Source organism: Brevibacillus sp. NPDC003359, assembly GCF_042878995.1.
Taxonomy (GTDB): domain Bacteria; phylum Bacillota; class Bacilli; order Brevibacillales; family Brevibacillaceae; genus Brevibacillus.
Map to the genome: position 1 here is coordinate 71,081 of NZ_JBIAOR010000016.1, position 16,243 is coordinate 87,323.

The window sequence follows — 16,243 nt, forward strand, 5'->3', positions numbered from 1 at the left end:
TATAATAGCAGTAAGGAATTGTATCTGGGAGGAGAGGAGAGATGGAGGCATGAACAATGTGATTGCACCAATCACAGACTCCACCTGGGCGATCATCACCTACGAGGAAGCGTGGAATAGCTACGTGAACAGCTATGTGATCAAACAAGGGAATGCCTTTGTATTGATTGATTCTCACCAGCGTAAGCAACGCTCATTTTTTCAACAGGCGTTGGAAGAGATCGGGGCCAAGCCAGATCGAACGGAATATGTCTACTTCACTCATCGACATGCTGATCATATTGGAAATGCCGATATGTTCCCTTCTCGAAACAATTGGATACACCTCGACGATTATTACGAACTGGACGATTTTTCACAGACGCTATTCGGCCATACGTTTACAGGTAGTGGGGGAGATCTGCCTTCACTGCGTTTCCGACTGCTTTCTTTCCATACAGAAGGTTCAGTTGCCTTCTTTGATCCCCAGTCGAAAATATGCTTTGTTGGCGATCATTTATGTTTTGAAAACACAGAGCTCGGCCAAATCGTTGGCGGAGAAGGTACCTGTCGGACGGCTTATCTAGAACAATTGAAGCAGTGGGTAGCTCGTGAACCAGAGCGAGCGGTGGAGTTTACGGAGGGTTTGGAGATTTTGCTGGATTGGCCCATTGAGTATTTAGCAACAGGTCATGGCCCCATTCTACAAGGCGAAATTAAGGCGTTTTTGCAAGAGTTGATTGCCATTGCCCGTCCGTAACGTAAAAAAAGACTTGTGTGCCGCGTACTGCCGGCTTACACAAGTCTTTTTGCTTTACTTGCTAGAAGTTGTTGTTTCTTCTTCTTCCACTTCTTTTTCTCTTTCTAAATCTTTATCCATGATTTGGACGTTATGCTTTTTATACAAATCATCGATCCATTTATCTATATTTTTGCGTTTGTGTCTGTCTTTTACTTTTTCAATCACTTGCGGGCGAACTTCTTCGAGTGTTCCCTCGAACTTATCTTGGTTTTTATCATAGTATTCCTTGATTTGTTCTTCGGTGATCGGATTAGCCTTCTCGAACAGCTTGTCCCGTAGCATGACAGCACGCACGCCTTCACGGAGCTCTTGCTCAGTCATTTGTTTTTCATCCAAATACTGTTGGAATCTCTCTGGTGATCCCATTTTTTCTTTGATTGGGTTCACACGCGCATCGAGTTCTTGATCAGTTACAGTGACTCCTTGTGCAGCGCCTTCCTGCTTGTACAGCTCCAAGGTGATGATATCAGCCATGACACGCTTACCAGCATCTTTTTTCAATTTGTTGTACATTTGCTCCTGAGTGATCGTGACATCACCAATTTTGGCAACAGGGTTATTCGCAGAGAAAGCAGAGTCTTTTCCAGAACTACAGCCTACCACGGCGAGACTTAGTACGAGTGCGGAGGCAGCGAGTATAGATACATTAAATTTTTTCATTAATAACATCCTCACTTTCTTGATAGATATACGACTGTGTATAGTGCAGCGTTACGGGTACCGGAAAATAAAAACCGCACACATAAAGCAATGTGCGGTCGTCAAACAATTAGCTGGCTTGTGTAGAGGCTTTTTTCCACTCTTCCAAGCGTTTTTCCAGTACAGAGTGATTCAGATGCAAAAGGCTTGCGGATTTGTCCATCAATTGCTTGAGATGGGAAAGGGCTCGCTCGTAGTTTCCTTTGGCAGCTTCAATCTCTGCCAAGCAGAAGAGCTTCCAATCTTTTGCCGATCGTTTGCTTGCGATCAACTGGTAAGCTTCTATCGCACTCTCTACTTCACCCAGTCGGGCGTGCGAGCAGGCAATAAGAGCTAAGGAATCAGTCATTCCCTGATCACGCTGGTAAATACGAAAAGCCACTTCCAATGATTCGTTGTATCGTTCGGATGAATAGTAAACGATCGCCAAGTTGTAAAACAAGTAGTGAATCATCGCTTGATTGAATAACGATGGGCGTTCTTTACAGACGGTGATTCCTTGAACGATATATTTTTCGGCCATTTCATAATTGCCAAGCATGATCTCATGTGTTGATTTATCCAGCATAGCGACAGCACGGGAACGATTCTTCCGATAGGAAGCCTCCAGCCAGCGCAATCGAATATCCAAACGGCGTTTGAAAAGATTGGCCATGTACTGAAAGCGGAAGGGCCAGTGCAGACGAAGAAACATAACCAACAGCACAGCCGCAATCCCTGCCAGCGTTGATGTCAAATTAAAACTCAAATACTCCACGTAGTGACACCCTCTCTATTTACGCTGCATCTATTACCCCATCTTAGCACAGAACCTGTCCGCATGACAGAGCATTACCGCTATTTCGTCAATGGCAAGATATTCTCTTTTTTAGGGGTAGAGAGCTGCTGCGTTTTGACATAATCGTCGGAAACGGTATAGAGCGTGTCGCCAATCGTGAGTATTCGTTTGATGTTACTGGAGCTGTCGTACCAGCCTTCGCCAGCCTTCGCGACATCTTCCTTCGACAGATGGGTAATCTGCTCTGTCAGCTGAAAACCTTTTTGCAGATCGAGCTGATATACATAGGCACCCTGGAAAGTAAACTGACCGTATTCGCGCATATCGTTTTTGGCTTTTTGTTCAGCCGTTCGTTCGTGGACTGTTACAGGAAAGGCAAGCAGATTTTTTTCTTTGGAGAAAAGCAGAGCCTTGTGATTGTGTAATAGCTCGGAGTCTGTTCCTCTGTCCCCGATAACAGTCTTGAACTTTTCTTTCGGTTTCGTAACATCACTGACATCAAAGAGGGCAATTTTCATCCCTTGGTAGTACGCCCAGTCTTTATCTGATTCTGCTTCTTTGCCAAAACCGATGATATGATTCTCATCATACGGGTGTAAATAGTCGCTGTAACCTGGAATTTTGAGGGCACCTAATACGCTTGGAGCAGAAGGCTTCTTCAGATCGAGAACAAACAGCGGGTCGACTTTTTTGAAGGTGACCATGTAGGCCCGATCTCCCATGAAACGGACAGAGTAAATGCGTTCTCCTGGAGCGATGCCTTCTAGCTTGCCAAATACCTCAAGTTTGTTGTCCAGTACATACAAGTTATTTTTCGACGTATACTCATCGTCTCGCCACATGTTCCCGCTAGTGGTGGCGATTCGGAAATAACCGTCGTTTTCATCCATGGAAAACTGGTTCAAAATGTGTCCAGGCACAGACCCTTTTCCCGTATATCGTATGTCTCCCTTGTTCATGGCAAAGCGGTAAATGGTTGTATCTGACTCAATAGGAGGTGCAATCAAAGTAGTTGACGCTGCTTTTTGCTTAACGGCTACTGGCTGGACATTGTTCTGGGTGACGGCTACATACAGATTTTGGGTGGATGCGTAGATGTTCTCCCCAGCACCAAGATACGTACTCAGTGACATCTTTTGTTTCGAATCATCCAGATTAACGCCAGCGACGATCAAATACTCTGGACGAAAGTGATCCGGGAAGTAACGAATCTCGCTGTAGGGAATGGTTTGGTATTGGTTATGATGGACGCTGTCTTTATAAGTCGGGCCTGGCACTTCTGTTTTCTCTTGCATAATACGATAAGTATCCATGTAATGGTTGGCTGTCACGTACAAGCTCGCGCCGATTTTGCGGGACGACATGTACTGGCCTTCTAGCTCCAGTTGACGAATGAGCCGAGGCTGATTTTTGTCCGTAATATCGTAGATCATGGTTTTCACTGACTGCATGCCTTGGTAGCGGGAAATGCCTCTTTTGGAAGCAGGGCCAGGAGGATAAGAGATGGTTTCATCCGCTTGCCCGATAACGATGAGTCTACGATCGTCTACGTACATTTCTTGCGGTACGAATTTTCCATTGTCATAGCTGATGCGGCTTGCGACCTTCATCTCGGTGGCTGGATACGCTTTGATGATGCGCACTTCATTTTGTGTGGATTGATAAAGATAAGTCCCGTCTGATTTTACGATATCTGCTTCATCAACGCCCTGCACTTGTGTGTTCGTTGTGGAAAAATCACCGCGAACAGCGCCTCCGGAAGTGTCAGCTACTTTGTTGACAGTTCTAGGTGCGGCTACTGGCAAAGCGGTAGACGTTTCCATGGTGGCGTAATAATAGCTGTCCTGGTTTGATGATTGGATGAGCTTTTTTAGCTCCGCATAGGAACCAACTACGGGCAAATCTTCTCTTGATGCGGCTTGAACGGTTGGCTCCGCGACTGTACCTGTCATCAACAGGAAGGGTATAGCGGTCACCACCATCACGGAGGCGAGAAGCCCGGCAAATGTTCTTTTCATTTTGATCCCCCTCGTATCTGCTTCTTGCCAAAATTTGTTGTCGGTAATAAGACGATGCACTTTTACGGAATGTTTCACACACTCCATGGTTAGCAATCTACGGACAGGTGGGGGAGCGTGTGCTATAATAATAGGCGGTTTATGCTACGATTTACACCACTACGTCAAAAGGGGCGTCATAGATGGAAAACTTGAAGCAAAGCATTCTGGAACTGATCACGGATACTTCTACGAATCTACCACCAGACGTGCGTCGTGCCGTCAATGCAGCTAAAGTGAATGAGGATCTTGGCACGCGTGCAGCGCTGTCTTTGTCTACGATCGCGCAAAACGTCGTCATGGCAGAAGAAAATGTTTCTCCGATCTGTCAAGATACAGGGATGCCTACATTCGAAGTAAAAACTCCGGTTGGAGTCAACCAGTTGATCATTAAACAAGCAATCAAGGAAATGATTGCAGAAGCAACCAAAACAGGTAAGCTGCGTTCCAACTCTGTAGATTCCTTGACGGGTGAAAACACAGGGGACAACCTCGGACCAGGTACGCCAGTCATTCACTTCGAGCAATGGGAAGAGAATGAAATCGAAATCAAGCTGATTCTCAAAGGTGGCGGCTGTGAGAACAAGAACATCCAATACTCCCTGCCCTGTGAGCTCGAAGGCCTGGGCAAAGTGGGCCGTAACCTGGATGGCATTCGCAAGTGCATTCTGCACGCAGTATACCAAGCGCAAGGACAAGGCTGTAGTGCCGGCTTCATCGGTGTAGGAATCGGTGGCGATCGCACATCCGGTTATGCACTGGCGAAGCATCAATTGTTCCGCAAAGTAAATGATGTCAATCCAAATGCTGATTTGGCTGCCTTGGAAGACTACATCATGGAAACTGCAAACCAACTCGGAATCGGAACCATGGGCTTTGGTGGTAACGCGACTCTGCTCGGCTGTAAAATCGGCGTGGAAAACCGCCTGCCAGCAAGCTTTTTCGTATCCGTTGCGTATAACTGCTGGGCATTCCGCCGTCAAGGTGTTCGCCTGAATCCTGAGACTGGTGAAATCCTGCGTTATCTGTATAAAGATGAAGAAGTAGCGATGGACTTGACGCCAGTAGCAGCTTCGGACGAAACAGACGATGAGCCTCGTGAAGTCGTACTGCAGGCGCCGATTACGGAAGAACAAATCCGTAGCCTGAAAGTGGGCGATGTGGTGATCATCAACGGGGAAATGCACACAGGACGCGACGCCCTGCATAGCTACCTGATGGATCATGACTGTCCAGTGGACATGAATGGTGGGATCATCTACCACTGCGGTCCTGTTATGCTGAAGGATAAAGAGGGCGAGTGGCATGTAAAAGCGGCTGGTCCGACAACTTCCATCCGCGAGGAGCCATACCAAGGCGAAATCATCAAGAAATTCGGAATCCGTGCCGTTATCGGAAAAGGCGGAATGGGTGCGAAAACACTGAAAGCATTGAATGAGCATGGCGCTGTATACTTGAATGCAATTGGTGGAGCTGCGCAATACTATGCACGTTGCATCAAAAAAGTAAATGGTGTTGACTTCATGGAATTCGGTATTCCAGAAGCAATGTGGCATTTGCAAGTGGAAGGCTTCGCTGCAATCGTAACAATGGATGCACATGGCAACAGCTTGCATGCGGATGTAGAGAAAACGTCCGCAGAAAGACTGGCTCAATTTGCTGCACCCGTATTTAAATAAGATATAAATGGAAAACCTCTGGCGCACTCAGGTGTGTGGCCGGAGGTTTTTTATTTTTCACGAGGCCAAGAAACAAGAAGGAAATAGTTGGATGCATGATGAACTTTCGAGGGACTAACCAGGATTGCGGGCAGATGGATTTTCATTTTTGACAGGGGGGACAGGAATGAAGTGGTTGATTGCTGATCGCGTCATTATCGGAGATGGAGAGCATGTAATCGAACAAGGTGCTGTTGGGATTGATGAGCGAGGAAAGATTGTAGCAGTGGGGACAGAATCGGAGCTTACGGATTCCATTTCGGAAGGAGAGGTAAAGCGGTACAGCGGATGCTCCATTTTACCAGGTTTGATCGATTTACATGTTCATATCGGGTATTGGTGGAGTAAACCAGACTCCGCTGAGTACCGCAACAACGATGGACTTGTGGCTTTACTTGCAACAGCGAATTTGAAAGAGGTACTTTCCTTGGGGGTCACGACGATCCGCGATGTAGCAGCACCAGATGGATTGTGCAGTACGCTGAAGCTGGCAGCCAAGAACAAGTTCATTGTTTCTCCTCGTCTTTTTCAGGTCAACCAAGGGATTATTATGACCGGGGGGCACGGTTGGCAATTAGAGGGTGCCTTGCGAGAAGCAAATGGTCCGTGGGAAGTGCGCACAGCCGTGCGTGAACAAGTGAGAGCAGGAGCAGACTGGATCAAGGTCATGACGAGTCACCGTACACCAACGCCGGAGTTCACACAAGAGGAGCTGGATGCGGCGGTTGATGAATCTCATCGTTTGGGACGGAAATGCTGTGTGCATGCCTCGCTCCAACCTGCGATTCAGATGGCGATTGATGCGGGATTTGATACGATCGAGCATGCGACGTTTATGACCGTCGAACAGGCAGAACAGATGAAACAAAAAGGACTGGTATGGGTACCGACCATGGTCACCTTTTTCCAAATTGCTGATTATTACAAACGTATTTGGAATGAGCAACAACAGGCGAATCAAGGCATATTGAGCGAAGGGCTTGTCGAACAGGGAGCCTTTTTCATCGAATCGGAAAAGGCGTACCGCGAGAACTTCGTACAATTGATAAATACAGGCGTAAAGATCGCTACGGGTACGGATATCGTATTGGAAGGCTATCCGATTACACCAGTTGCAGAAGAGATCAAGCTGATGGTGGAGCTGGGGATGGAGCCAATTCGTGCGATCCAGGCTGCTACTCAAAACGCTGCTGAGGTGCTGGATCAAGGAAGCAAGATCGGTAAGTTAGCGCCAGGGTATTTCGCTGATCTGCTTGTGGTAAAAGGTGATCCTTTACAAGAAATAGAGTCATTGAAGCAAGTGGAAGAAGTGTTTCTTGAGGGTGTGACAGTCTTTTCAAAGTGTTGATGGGGCTGAGCCTTACTGATTCAGGTTTGTAACGGCGTTTGTACTGGGTGTTTGACTATTCTTTGCCAAAATGGGTATTCGTTTATTGCGCGTGTATCAAGGCGGGCATAGGTTAATAACGAATGATCACAGATAAAAGGAGTGAGATTCGTGAACTATGTAGTCCGTGCCGGAGATACGCTGAACAGCATCGCTGCTCGTTTTGGTGTATCCGTTCAGGAATTGATCCGCGTGAATAATGTCGCATATCCCTACTACATTTACGTTGGACAAAATTTGTACATCCCAATTACCCCAACCCCAACCCCAGCTCCTGGTGGGGATGTCGATCGTCGCTTGGATCGTGTGGAAAGGCGAGTGGATGCGCTTCGGGAAGACTTTCGCAGACTAGATAACCGCGTAGATCGATTGGAAAACCGTGTCACTCGATTGGAGCGAGCCATTACGCCAACACCCCCTCCTCGCCCGCGTCCGCCTGGTACACCCCGTCCAAGCTAAGACGTTGGGATAGAGGTCAGAATAATTTTCCAAACTTCGCAATTTCCTCTTCGCCCGATCCTGCATAAACTGATACGAGAGGATTAAGAGGAGGTGCGGCCATGCTAGGGTTAAATGGAAAAAACGTTCGACACCATTTCATGGGCGTCTATGGAAAAGTGGTGCAGATTCGGGAACTGGTGGATGTCATCGACCAAGTTTTTGACTCTGTCAACAAAGTGGGCGACATAGGAAAAGCGATGCTTGGACCTCGAAAGGCAAGTGCCAAAAAGCTCGACAAGCTCAGATGAATGGCGAGAGGAATGGCATAACAAAAAAACCGCGTCCGTAATGGAGGCGGTTTTTATTTGTGATTTATTAGTGGTTCTTAGGGGCAGACTCTATCATCAGAATAACTCATCAGAAAGAAAAAGTCTACTCTTTTTCTAAAATTTCCCTTATATTTTTGGAGCAGTTATTAACTGACTTCAAAAAGGGAGTGGGATGGAGATGGAAAAGGAAAAGGAAAAGCGCCGCGTAGGATTAGTTACGGGTGGAGTGCTGATGGGGCTAATCTTGTCATCGTTGGATCAGACGATTGTATCAACAGCCATGCCGACAATTACCAAAGAGCTGGGAGGTCTATCTCTTTATAGCTGGGTGTTCGCCATTTATATGCTCACATCGACCACGAGCATGCCCATCTATGGGAAAATGGCGGACTTGTTTGGACCGAGAAAAATGTATTTGATGGGATTGTTTCTGTTTCTCGTGGGATCTCTCCTGTGTGGCATGGCAAATTCCATAACGAGTCTTATTGTAGCGAGAGGAGTTCAAGGGTTGGGCGCTGGGGCATTAATGCCGGTTGCATTCATCATTGTGGGTGAACTGTATCCACCCGAAAAGAGAGGCAAATTTCAAGGCCTTTTCGGAGCCGTCTTTGCCATGACGAGTATACTCGGTCCCTCGTTGGGAGGAATGCTCGTGGAGCATCTGCCATGGGGATGGATCTTCTTTATAAACCTTCCTATCGGTATCGCTGCCTTTTCGATCATTGCTCTAGCCTTTCGTGATCAGCGGCACTACGATAAAAAGCCTGTGATTGATTGGTATGGGGCGACTAGCTTGAGTGCAGCCATCATTCTCATCCTGCTGTCCCTTGTTATGGAGGGGAGGGAATACAAGATCGGGTTAGGGGGAGTGGGTATCTTACTTCTCGGTTTGTTCATCTGGATTGAAACCAAAGCAAAGGAACCCCTGCTTCCGCTTTCCCTATTTCGCATCCCGGCAATTGGATATGGCAATCTCGTAGGATTCTTTGTGAGTGCCGCTTTGTTCGGTGCAATCGCATACATCCCTCTGTTCGTCCAAGGGGTACTCGGTGCGAGCCCTTCAGAAGCTGGATTCCTTTTAGTGCCACTCATGCTGTCCGCAGCGATTTCTTCGACGGTTGGGGGAAGATGGATGGAAAAAGCTTCCTTTCGGGCAATTCTGATTCCCAGCTTACTCATCATGGCGACAGGCTTTTTCCTTCTCACCACGATTAATGTAGAAACAACCAACACACAGCTCGTCATCTACATGATTGTCACAGGTCTAGGCATGGGGGCAATCTATCCGGCACTGGGTACCGCAGCACAATGCGCTGTAAAACCACAAGATCGGGGCGTCGCCATGTCGACATCGCAATTGTTTCGTTCCATTGGGGGGACGATTGGAGTCAGTGTGCTTGGGACCATAGTAGAATGGCGGATGCAGGCAGGAATGGTGTTTAGTGAAGCTTTGCACGGTGTCTTTGTCACTGGTTTGATTCTGATTGGAATCAGCTTGATAGCCAGTTTCCTACTGGGCAATACTCGATTGCTCGACAAAGAACCCCGCCATTCGCATTCAACAAATAGCGGGGTTCCCAAACAATAGGATCACGGTTTTTTATTCATGCCTTCCATCGCCATTCGAACCATCTCTCTGACCATACTGCCGCCCAATCGTCCTCCGATTCGACCGGCATCGTGAGAGGTTAGCTGCCCATTGTAGCCGGGGTGCAACGGAACATGAATTTCTTCTGCGGCCTCGAATTTGGCCTGGGCGGGGTCAGTAACGTGGGCAACCTGTGCTTTTAAGGCGTCCAGTCCTTTCCTCGCCTCGGGAACGAGAGGGCGTTTGCGTCTGCTCATGGTAGATCACCTCACGCCCTAGTGTGCCCAATTAGACGAGTGCTTTGCGCAGAGTGAAATCAGTCTCCTGATAGTAAGTATTAGCAACGAGCAGGTTAGGTCCAGCACATGCAGCAGCAGGGCAGAAGCAATTGATTTTCTGATTCAGCGTGTGTTCTTGCCATTTTTCAAACATCGACTGGAGCTGATTGGTTTGAATATTGCCCAATGGCTCTACATCTCCGAAATCAGTCACGATGACATCGCCTGTAAAAATGTTGATGTTAAGACGATTTCGACCATCTGGATCATTGCGAGTCGTCACATTTTTCGCAGACCGTAGTCTGTTGATCAACTCCCTGTCTGCTGCTTCAGGACTACAAGCGAAAAACGGAAGCGTCCCGAAAAGCATCCACAAATCTTCATTGCGCACATCGAGCATCCGATGAATGGCTTGACGAAGCTCATCGAGTGAAAGCACATCCAGATCACGGGCAAAATCACTCGCATACATTGGGTGCACCTCATGTCGCTTGCTTCCCATCTCCTGAATCTGACGGTGGAGGGCATCGAGCTTTGTCCAGGTGCGATGATTCAGCATCGTTTCGGCTGAGACAAATACACCTGCTTCCGAGAGCTTGCGCGTATTTTCGATCATCTCATGAAACTGTGCTTCCGCTCTTTTCATTGAAACCGGCTGCCGTGCTTTTGCGTAAACAATATCATGGAATTCTTCGGGAGTAGACCAGTTCCACGAAATATGCATGACGTCGAGGTAGGGCAGGACCAACTCATACCGAGAAAACGGCATGGACATGTTGGAGTTGATTTGTGTCCGCAGTCCTCGTTCTGCTGCATATTGTAAAATGGGCCCGATCACAGTTTTCACGGTGCGCTCGCTGTACATCGGTTCTCCGCCTGTTATACTGATAGTAAGCAGATCTTTTGCTTCATCGAGACGACGGAGTATGAGATCGACAGGAAGAGCGGGATCGTCTTTGTATCGCAATGTATCACCAACTGCGCAATGCTCACAGCGGAGATTGCACAGATTCGTTACAGTAAACTCGACGCTGGTAAGTTTATAGGCGGGGGGTGTCGCATTGAACAACGGCTCCCATGGATCGTGTAAAGGTGTTAATGGTGTGTTTGGAACCATGCGGATCAATTGTGGAAACCTCCTTCATTCTGGGTACAACTCAACCTATTATAACGACATTAGGGCGGAAGGAGAATAGTTAACGAGATGATTATGGGGATGTCTTTTGGACGCGGTGTGCTTTTTCATGACCGAAATGTGCTTGCTTGCGCAGAAGTGAAAGACGGCGTGATTCATATGTGGGCGGAAAAAATCACATTGAAAACGATAGGGAAGCTCTGGTATCGAATATTTTTCTCCTTTCCGTGGTACTATCAATTGTTTCACCTCCTGCTTGCTTGTTATGTACTGGCAGCGATCGTGAAACCTGACTGGGCCGTCATTGATCCGATGTGGGTAGCTGTATACATCGCTGGCTTTCACTTCGTTTTTCCGAAAATGATGAAAAAATTTCACGGTGCGGAGCATAAAGTGTTTAGCTATGGGGGTAAGACGTCGTTAGCAGCACTAAAAGAAATTCAACGGGCAAATATCGTGAATGACGGATGCTCGACGAATCTGGTTGTATGGTTTTTTACGGGGTTCATCTTGTCTGTATTCTTTTTACCGTTGGAGTGGAGCGTCGCTTGCGGGGTAGCGGGACTGCTCGTTGGCATGATCGGGGATCGCTACGTGCGGAAATATTTTGGTTTTCTTTACAAGCTATCGGCTTTCTTTCAAAAATACAGCACCACCAAAGAACCAGATCGGCTTCATTTAGAGACAGCGATCCGTTCGTATATGCTTTTTGAGCACATTCGCGAGGTGGATCGTTTGCAGAATGCATCGTAAGGAAAAATCGGTGTTTCCACTATGGATACGCCGATTTTTTTTTGTTCCATGCACAGGTTGGTTGCGTCATTGAAGACTGGAAAGTATTTTGGTAATAAAAAACAGGGAGGATAGAAGGGCATATGCACCCTCGACCTCCCTTTTCCTTTTTTCCTACTCCCGTTCTAGCGGGCTTTCTTCCAGTTGTCGATACGTCTTTCCTTTATCCACATACGATTGGCGAATGCGTACGAATTCTTTCAAGTCTGCCTCGTTGAGTTCGCGTTTTACCTTTGCTGGATTGCCGACAACAAGCGAGCGAGGTGGCACCTTCATGCCTGGAGGAACGAGTGCACCGGCAGCAACCATCGCTTCTTCCCCGATTTCTGCACGATCCAAAACAATCGCGCCCATTCCGATCAATGCGCCGCGACGTACGATGCAGCTATGTAAAACAGCGTTATGTCCAACGGTCACCTCGTCTTCGAGGATTAACGGGTTGTTCGGGCTTTGATGCAGGGTGCTGTTATCTTGCACACTGACGCGTTTTCCAATGACAGTCGGAGCGATGTCCCCACGGATCACTGTGTTGTACCAAATAGAAGAATCCTCGCCGATTTCGACATCGCCAGAAACGACAGAGCCTTTTGCCAGGAAAACAGTAGGGTGAATCTTTGGTTTGATGTTTTCAAATGATAGCAGCAGCATAGTAACCTCCTAATCAATGAGTAAGCGAACAATGTGTTTGCATCGGGCGCGGGTGGAAAATAGAAAAGCGGCCAGTAGCAGGATCGCAGTCGATGACCGTCCCGGAAAGCTTGTCTATCTCATGCGTTTGATAAAAGTAGCGAATCCCACTTATTTCTTGGTCGAGATCCTGTTTTTCCGCTTCTGTGATGGCGATGCTATATGTATAGCTGCCACATCCCGTTGTAGTCGGGACGAGTCTGATACCGAGCTGTTCAGCATCCGATTCTTCCGCGATCATTTGTGCAAGACGCGCTGCCGCAGTTGGAGTAATGGTTATCATAGTCATACCTCCTCGTAGCCATTTCTATTGTACTACAAATAGACCTTCCAAATCCTGCTTGTTGACCATGTATGAGGCATGTGGTAAAGTAAATGTTACTGATTCTGATGTGCAGGAAATGTGGGTAGTCGCTGCCGCAATCGTTTCGGCGATTGGCGGTAGAGGAAAGTCCAGGCTCGCCCAGGCTGAGATGCCTGGAGTGTTCGTACCTGGTGCAAGCCAGGGCAGTGAGGCGTGAGTCTCGCTGACGGCGTGGAAAGGGCTCTCTCTGAGGCCCGAGTACACTGAAAGTGCCACAGAAACGTAGCTTTTCTGGCGACAGAAAAGATGGAACGCGGTAAACCCTGCGAGCGAGAAACCCAAATTAGGTAGGGGAACCGTCCTGAAGGAATCAAACGGAAAGGACGGATGGTATCTTCGGATGCCATAGATAGATGGCTACCGCTCTTGGTGCGAGGGATTGCCCCGCTTGAAGCACGGGAGAGACAGAACCTGGCTTATAGCATTTCCTGCTGGAATGAAACGTAAAACCACCTGAGATCTCAGGTGGTTTTTTTACGTTCTGCGAAATATCGTGAACCCTCTACAAATCAAGGTTTGAAGACCAGTGGAATCATTTACCGTGAACAATCTTTGAAACTTTTTTGAAAATGTTGTCGTCTAAAAAGAGCATTCGGCCGAAGAAAACAGTTCTACTGTGGGCTATTCCATCATTTCTTCAAATGGGAGTGTCTGCTGGAGAGAATGAACTGATAAAACTGCTACATTGATGGAGGGGTTTATTTTGCAAAAAGCAAAGAATCGAGCAAGTAAGGATTTCAAAAAATTATTGGCGACAGCTGTTCTGGCTGGATCGCTTGCGTTGCCGGGTACCGGATTGGCTGCTACGGCACTGCCATTCTCCGACATCGGAGGAAACGTGAATAAAGACGCGATTCTGACATTGAATTACGCGGGTGTGTTAAAAGGGTATACCGATGGCACGTTCAAGCCGAATAAAGAAGTGACGAGAGCGGAGTTCGCCAAAGTTGCTGTGCTGGCACTCGGGTACACAGATGCGCAAGCAAAGCTCTTGCAAGGAAAGACAGTGTTTAAAGACCTGCCTGCAGATCACTGGGCAACAGGTTATATCAATCTGGCTGTATCGCAAGGCATTATCAAGGGATATCCCGATGGCACCTTCAAACCGAACAACAACGTAAAAATTGCGGAAGCACTGACCGTATACGTTCAAGGCTTGAAGATCGACGTCCGTCCATCAGCTTCAAGCGAGTGGTACATCCCGTACTTGCTGGAAGCAGACAGAGCAGGTATCTACGATGCAAAAGAAACACCGACAGCAGCAGCTCCGCGTGATATTGTGGCAAAGTATACAGATAAGTTCATGGAAACGCCTGTATACGCAAACGGTGCTTATTACGACAAAGATGGCAATGCAAAAGGAACCGTTCAGAAGCTGCCAGTAGTAAAAGGAGCAATCGCTTCGTATGACAAGTCCGACAAAAAGCTGAAACTCGTCGGACAAAACAAAGAAATCGAAATAGCTGATTCCGCGCAAGTATACGGCAATCTGGTCGTAGGGGCGCAGGTAGAATACATCGCGAAAAACGGCCGAGTGGCTTTCCTCACCGTTGTTACTTCTGACTCTGAAATCGTCGAAGGGATCGTGAAGACTGGCCTTAATTTTACAACAGCTGTAGGCGATGAAAACAAATTCAAGGCCATCGTCAATGGAAGAGAAGTCGTTTTGGAAGTAGAAGATCACGTAAATGTAAGCCGTTCTCACATCGGCCAAAAGTTCGTGGCAGTCGTTGGCGACAATGGCAAGATCAAGTCCATCACGATTAGCGACAACACGACAAAAGGAATTGTAGAGAAAGTATCTTCCGTGAGCGGCTCCAACTCGAAGAAAGAGCTGAGAGTTGACGGCACGACCTATGTTCTGGATTCCAAAGCAACGATCAAAGGCAAGGCTCATCCAGAGGCGAAAGCAACAAGTGCTTCGTTCTCTGATATCGAAAAAGATGACTTGGTCGAGCTGACACTCGATGTGGACGGCAAAGTATCTGAGCTTGTTTACACGAAGCTGAGCTTCACGGATACGATTACCGTTGATACAAACAAAAACCTGATTCGCGTTGGCAGCGTCAATTACGAGGTGCATGAAGATACCGAGTTGTTCGTAGATGAAGACGAAGTAGATGAGTTGGATGAGTTGACGAGCGGCCAAATTGCAGTCCTTACGTTTGACAAGAATGGAAATCTGATCAAAGTAGAGCAGGGTGTAGGTGCAGCGACTAACAAGCTGATCTCAAACACGACCGCGTATCAAGCAGGAAAACTGGCAACTGTGAAAATCGACGGGAAAACCTACGACATCTTGACCAACGCGAAGCTGACTGTCGATGGCAGCTCCGTATCTCCTACAACGATTAAAACAGATCAGTTTAATGACCACCGTATCCTTACATGGAAATACAACGTTGGCACGAATGATATTGTGGAGCTGACTTTGGAAAAGCAAACCGTAAAAGGATACGTGACGAAAAAATCCGGTTCCAAAATTACCGTGAACGGTAAAGTGTATGAGCTCTTGTCCGGCGTCACGATTGACAGCGATGCAGCATCCAACGACAAAGAATACACACTGACACTCAACAACGCTGGCAAAGTAAAAGCCATCACAGGTGCGCCTAAGAAAGTAAGCGGCGTGGTTGACTCTGTTGAGGTTCGTAACGATGACGGCAAGGTCACTTCTGCGAAAGTAGAGGTGAACGGCAAGACGTACGATGTAACAGATGAGGACGCGATTGAAGACGTCGATCAATTTGAATACGTGACGTTGACCCTTGATCGTGACGGCGATGTCATTGCCGCATCTGTCAGTGGAAAACTTGCGAAGGAAAACGTGAGCTTCATCGGAATTGAATCCCGTGTGAACAAAGATAAGTACGTATTCTTCAATGACGTGTCGACGAGCTTGAAGATGACGGAAGACGCGAAGATCAAATACTACAACGGTAATGACTTGAAAGAAAGAGATCTTTCCTCCAAGGACAAAGTGGATTTGTGGACAAATGATCAAGGCCTTGTCTACGTCATTGTCGTAGCAAAACGATAAGAAAATAGAAAAAGGCGACCTCATGCTCGATGCGAGAAGGGGTCGCCTTTTCATTTGGTGGCATAGTTTTCTGTTTGTATTTAATTGAAAAACATTTTCAATTAAAAGAGGTTGTCTCGTTGATCTAGTAACATAGGTTCAAGAAACATAATTATCACCAAGAATAATT

General features: G+C 47.2%; 15 protein-coding genes and 1 other RNA gene. 9 read left to right on the forward strand and 7 right to left on the reverse strand.

From position 1 onward, the window contains the following. Nucleotides 1-49: 49 nt before the first annotated feature. Complete coding sequence (locus ACFYU8_RS26415; protein WP_390305331.1) at nt 50-739, forward strand: MBL fold metallo-hydrolase; 690 nt, start codon at nt 50-52, stop codon at nt 737-739. Between the two features lie 54 nt (nt 740-793). Here the strand turns inward: ACFYU8_RS26415 and ACFYU8_RS26420 are convergent, their stop codons facing one another. The 3 genes from ACFYU8_RS26420 to ACFYU8_RS26430 form a co-directional block, all read right to left on the reverse strand. Beyond that, complete coding sequence (locus tag ACFYU8_RS26420) at nt 794-1,441, reverse strand: SurA N-terminal domain-containing protein (protein WP_390305329.1); 648 nt, start codon at nt 1,439-1,441, stop codon at nt 794-796. Between the two features lie 109 nt (nt 1,442-1,550). After that, nucleotides 1,551-2,237, reverse strand: coding sequence for a tetratricopeptide repeat protein (locus ACFYU8_RS26425; protein ID WP_390305326.1), 687 nt, complete (start codon nt 2,235-2,237; stop codon nt 1,551-1,553). 80 nt (nt 2,238-2,317) lie between these two features. Beyond that, a complete protein-coding gene (locus ACFYU8_RS26430) occupies nt 2,318-4,276 on the reverse strand; it encodes a beta-propeller domain-containing protein (protein ID WP_390305324.1) in 1,959 nt (652 codons plus the stop codon). Nucleotides 4,277-4,458: 182 nt separating this feature from the next. Between ACFYU8_RS26430 and ACFYU8_RS26435 the strand changes: the two genes are divergently transcribed. From ACFYU8_RS26435 to ACFYU8_RS26455, 5 genes are all read left to right on the forward strand, one after another. Further along, nucleotides 4,459-5,994 carry a fumarate hydratase gene (locus ACFYU8_RS26435; RefSeq protein ID WP_390305321.1) on the forward strand — a complete coding sequence of 512 codons (1,536 nt, stop codon included), beginning with the start codon at nt 4,459-4,461 and terminating at the stop codon, nt 5,992-5,994. Between the two features lie 166 nt (nt 5,995-6,160). After that, nucleotides 6,161-7,381 carry a metal-dependent hydrolase family protein gene (locus ACFYU8_RS26440; protein WP_390305318.1) on the forward strand — a complete coding sequence of 407 codons (1,221 nt, stop codon included), beginning with the start codon at nt 6,161-6,163 and terminating at the stop codon, nt 7,379-7,381. 150 nt (nt 7,382-7,531) lie between these two features. Beyond that, nucleotides 7,532-7,879 (forward strand): LysM peptidoglycan-binding domain-containing protein, encoded by a 348-nt coding sequence (locus ACFYU8_RS26445; protein WP_390305316.1) that lies wholly within the window; start codon nt 7,532-7,534, stop codon nt 7,877-7,879. A 101-nt stretch (nt 7,880-7,980) separates the two neighbouring features. Next, nucleotides 7,981-8,169: a hypothetical protein gene (locus tag ACFYU8_RS26450; protein WP_007724315.1), complete on the forward strand. Its 189-nt coding sequence runs from the start codon at nt 7,981-7,983 to the stop codon at nt 8,167-8,169. Between the two features lie 199 nt (nt 8,170-8,368). After that, nucleotides 8,369-9,778, forward strand: coding sequence for an MDR family MFS transporter (locus ACFYU8_RS26455; RefSeq protein ID WP_390305314.1), 1,410 nt, complete (start codon nt 8,369-8,371; stop codon nt 9,776-9,778). Nucleotides 9,779-9,780: 2 nt separating this feature from the next. On the opposite strand, the gene ACFYU8_RS26460 is transcribed toward ACFYU8_RS26455, so the two are convergent. Together ACFYU8_RS26460 and yfkAB are read right to left on the reverse strand one after the other, a co-directional pair. Beyond that, the gene (locus ACFYU8_RS26460) at nt 9,781-10,035 is read right to left on the reverse strand and encodes an alpha/beta-type small acid-soluble spore protein (RefSeq protein WP_390305312.1); all 255 of its coding nucleotides are present in this window, start codon (nt 10,033-10,035) and stop codon (nt 9,781-9,783) included. A 31-nt stretch (nt 10,036-10,066) separates the two neighbouring features. Then, on the reverse strand, nt 10,067-11,182 hold the full coding sequence (gene yfkAB / locus ACFYU8_RS26465) for a radical SAM/CxCxxxxC motif protein YfkAB (RefSeq protein WP_390305310.1): 1,116 nt from the start codon (nt 11,180-11,182) through the stop codon (nt 10,067-10,069). Nucleotides 11,183-11,260: 78 nt separating this feature from the next. Here yfkAB and ACFYU8_RS26470 point away from each other — a divergent pair, with 78 nt between their 5' ends. Continuing rightward, the gene (locus ACFYU8_RS26470; RefSeq protein ID WP_390305307.1) at nt 11,261-11,944 is read left to right on the forward strand and encodes a DUF1385 domain-containing protein; all 684 of its coding nucleotides are present in this window, start codon (nt 11,261-11,263) and stop codon (nt 11,942-11,944) included. A gap of 153 nt (nt 11,945-12,097) precedes the next feature. On the opposite strand, the gene ACFYU8_RS26475 is transcribed toward ACFYU8_RS26470, so the two are convergent. Both ACFYU8_RS26475 and ACFYU8_RS26480 read right to left on the reverse strand, forming a co-directional pair. Beyond that, a complete protein-coding gene (locus ACFYU8_RS26475) occupies nt 12,098-12,631 on the reverse strand; it encodes a gamma carbonic anhydrase (protein ID WP_390305305.1) in 534 nt (177 codons plus the stop codon). A gap of 13 nt (nt 12,632-12,644) precedes the next feature. Next, a complete protein-coding gene (locus ACFYU8_RS26480) occupies nt 12,645-12,953 on the reverse strand; it encodes an iron-sulfur cluster biosynthesis family protein (protein ID WP_390305303.1) in 309 nt (102 codons plus the stop codon). Between the two features lie 116 nt (nt 12,954-13,069). Here ACFYU8_RS26480 and rnpB point away from each other — a divergent pair. Both rnpB and ACFYU8_RS26490 read left to right on the forward strand, forming a co-directional pair. Then, an RNA gene (gene rnpB, locus ACFYU8_RS26485) (RNase P RNA component class B) lies at nt 13,070-13,458 on the forward strand. Between the two features lie 279 nt (nt 13,459-13,737). Continuing rightward, a complete protein-coding gene (locus tag ACFYU8_RS26490; protein ID WP_390305301.1) occupies nt 13,738-16,074 on the forward strand; it encodes an S-layer homology domain-containing protein in 2,337 nt (778 codons plus the stop codon). Nucleotides 16,075-16,243 lie beyond the last annotated feature (169 nt).

What these genes read in the sequence shown, in the direction of transcription:
- ACFYU8_RS26415 (WP_390305331.1), top strand. Translation starts at nt 50, where the DNA reads ATGAACAATGTGATTGCACCAATCACAGACTCCACCTGGGCGATCATC.
- ACFYU8_RS26420 (WP_390305329.1), bottom strand. Translation starts at nt 1,441, where the DNA reads ATGAAAAAATTTAATGTATCTATACTCGCTGCCTCCGCACTCGTACTA.
- ACFYU8_RS26430 (WP_390305324.1), bottom strand. Translation starts at nt 4,276, where the DNA reads ATGAAAAGAACATTTGCCGGGCTTCTCGCCTCCGTGATGGTGGTGACC.
- ACFYU8_RS26435 (WP_390305321.1), top strand. Translation starts at nt 4,459, where the DNA reads ATGGAAAACTTGAAGCAAAGCATTCTGGAACTGATCACGGATACTTCT.
- ACFYU8_RS26440 (WP_390305318.1), top strand. Translation starts at nt 6,161, where the DNA reads ATGAAGTGGTTGATTGCTGATCGCGTCATTATCGGAGATGGAGAGCAT.
- ACFYU8_RS26450 (WP_007724315.1), top strand. Translation starts at nt 7,981, where the DNA reads ATGCTAGGGTTAAATGGAAAAAACGTTCGACACCATTTCATGGGCGTC.
- ACFYU8_RS26455 (WP_390305314.1), top strand. Translation starts at nt 8,369, where the DNA reads ATGGAAAAGGAAAAGGAAAAGCGCCGCGTAGGATTAGTTACGGGTGGA.
- ACFYU8_RS26460 (WP_390305312.1), bottom strand. Translation starts at nt 10,035, where the DNA reads ATGAGCAGACGCAAACGCCCTCTCGTTCCCGAGGCGAGGAAAGGACTG.
- ACFYU8_RS26470 (WP_390305307.1), top strand. Translation starts at nt 11,261, where the DNA reads ATGATTATGGGGATGTCTTTTGGACGCGGTGTGCTTTTTCATGACCGA.
- ACFYU8_RS26475 (WP_390305305.1), bottom strand. Translation starts at nt 12,631, where the DNA reads ATGCTGCTGCTATCATTTGAAAACATCAAACCAAAGATTCACCCTACT.
- ACFYU8_RS26480 (WP_390305303.1), bottom strand. Translation starts at nt 12,953, where the DNA reads ATGATAACCATTACTCCAACTGCGGCAGCGCGTCTTGCACAAATGATC.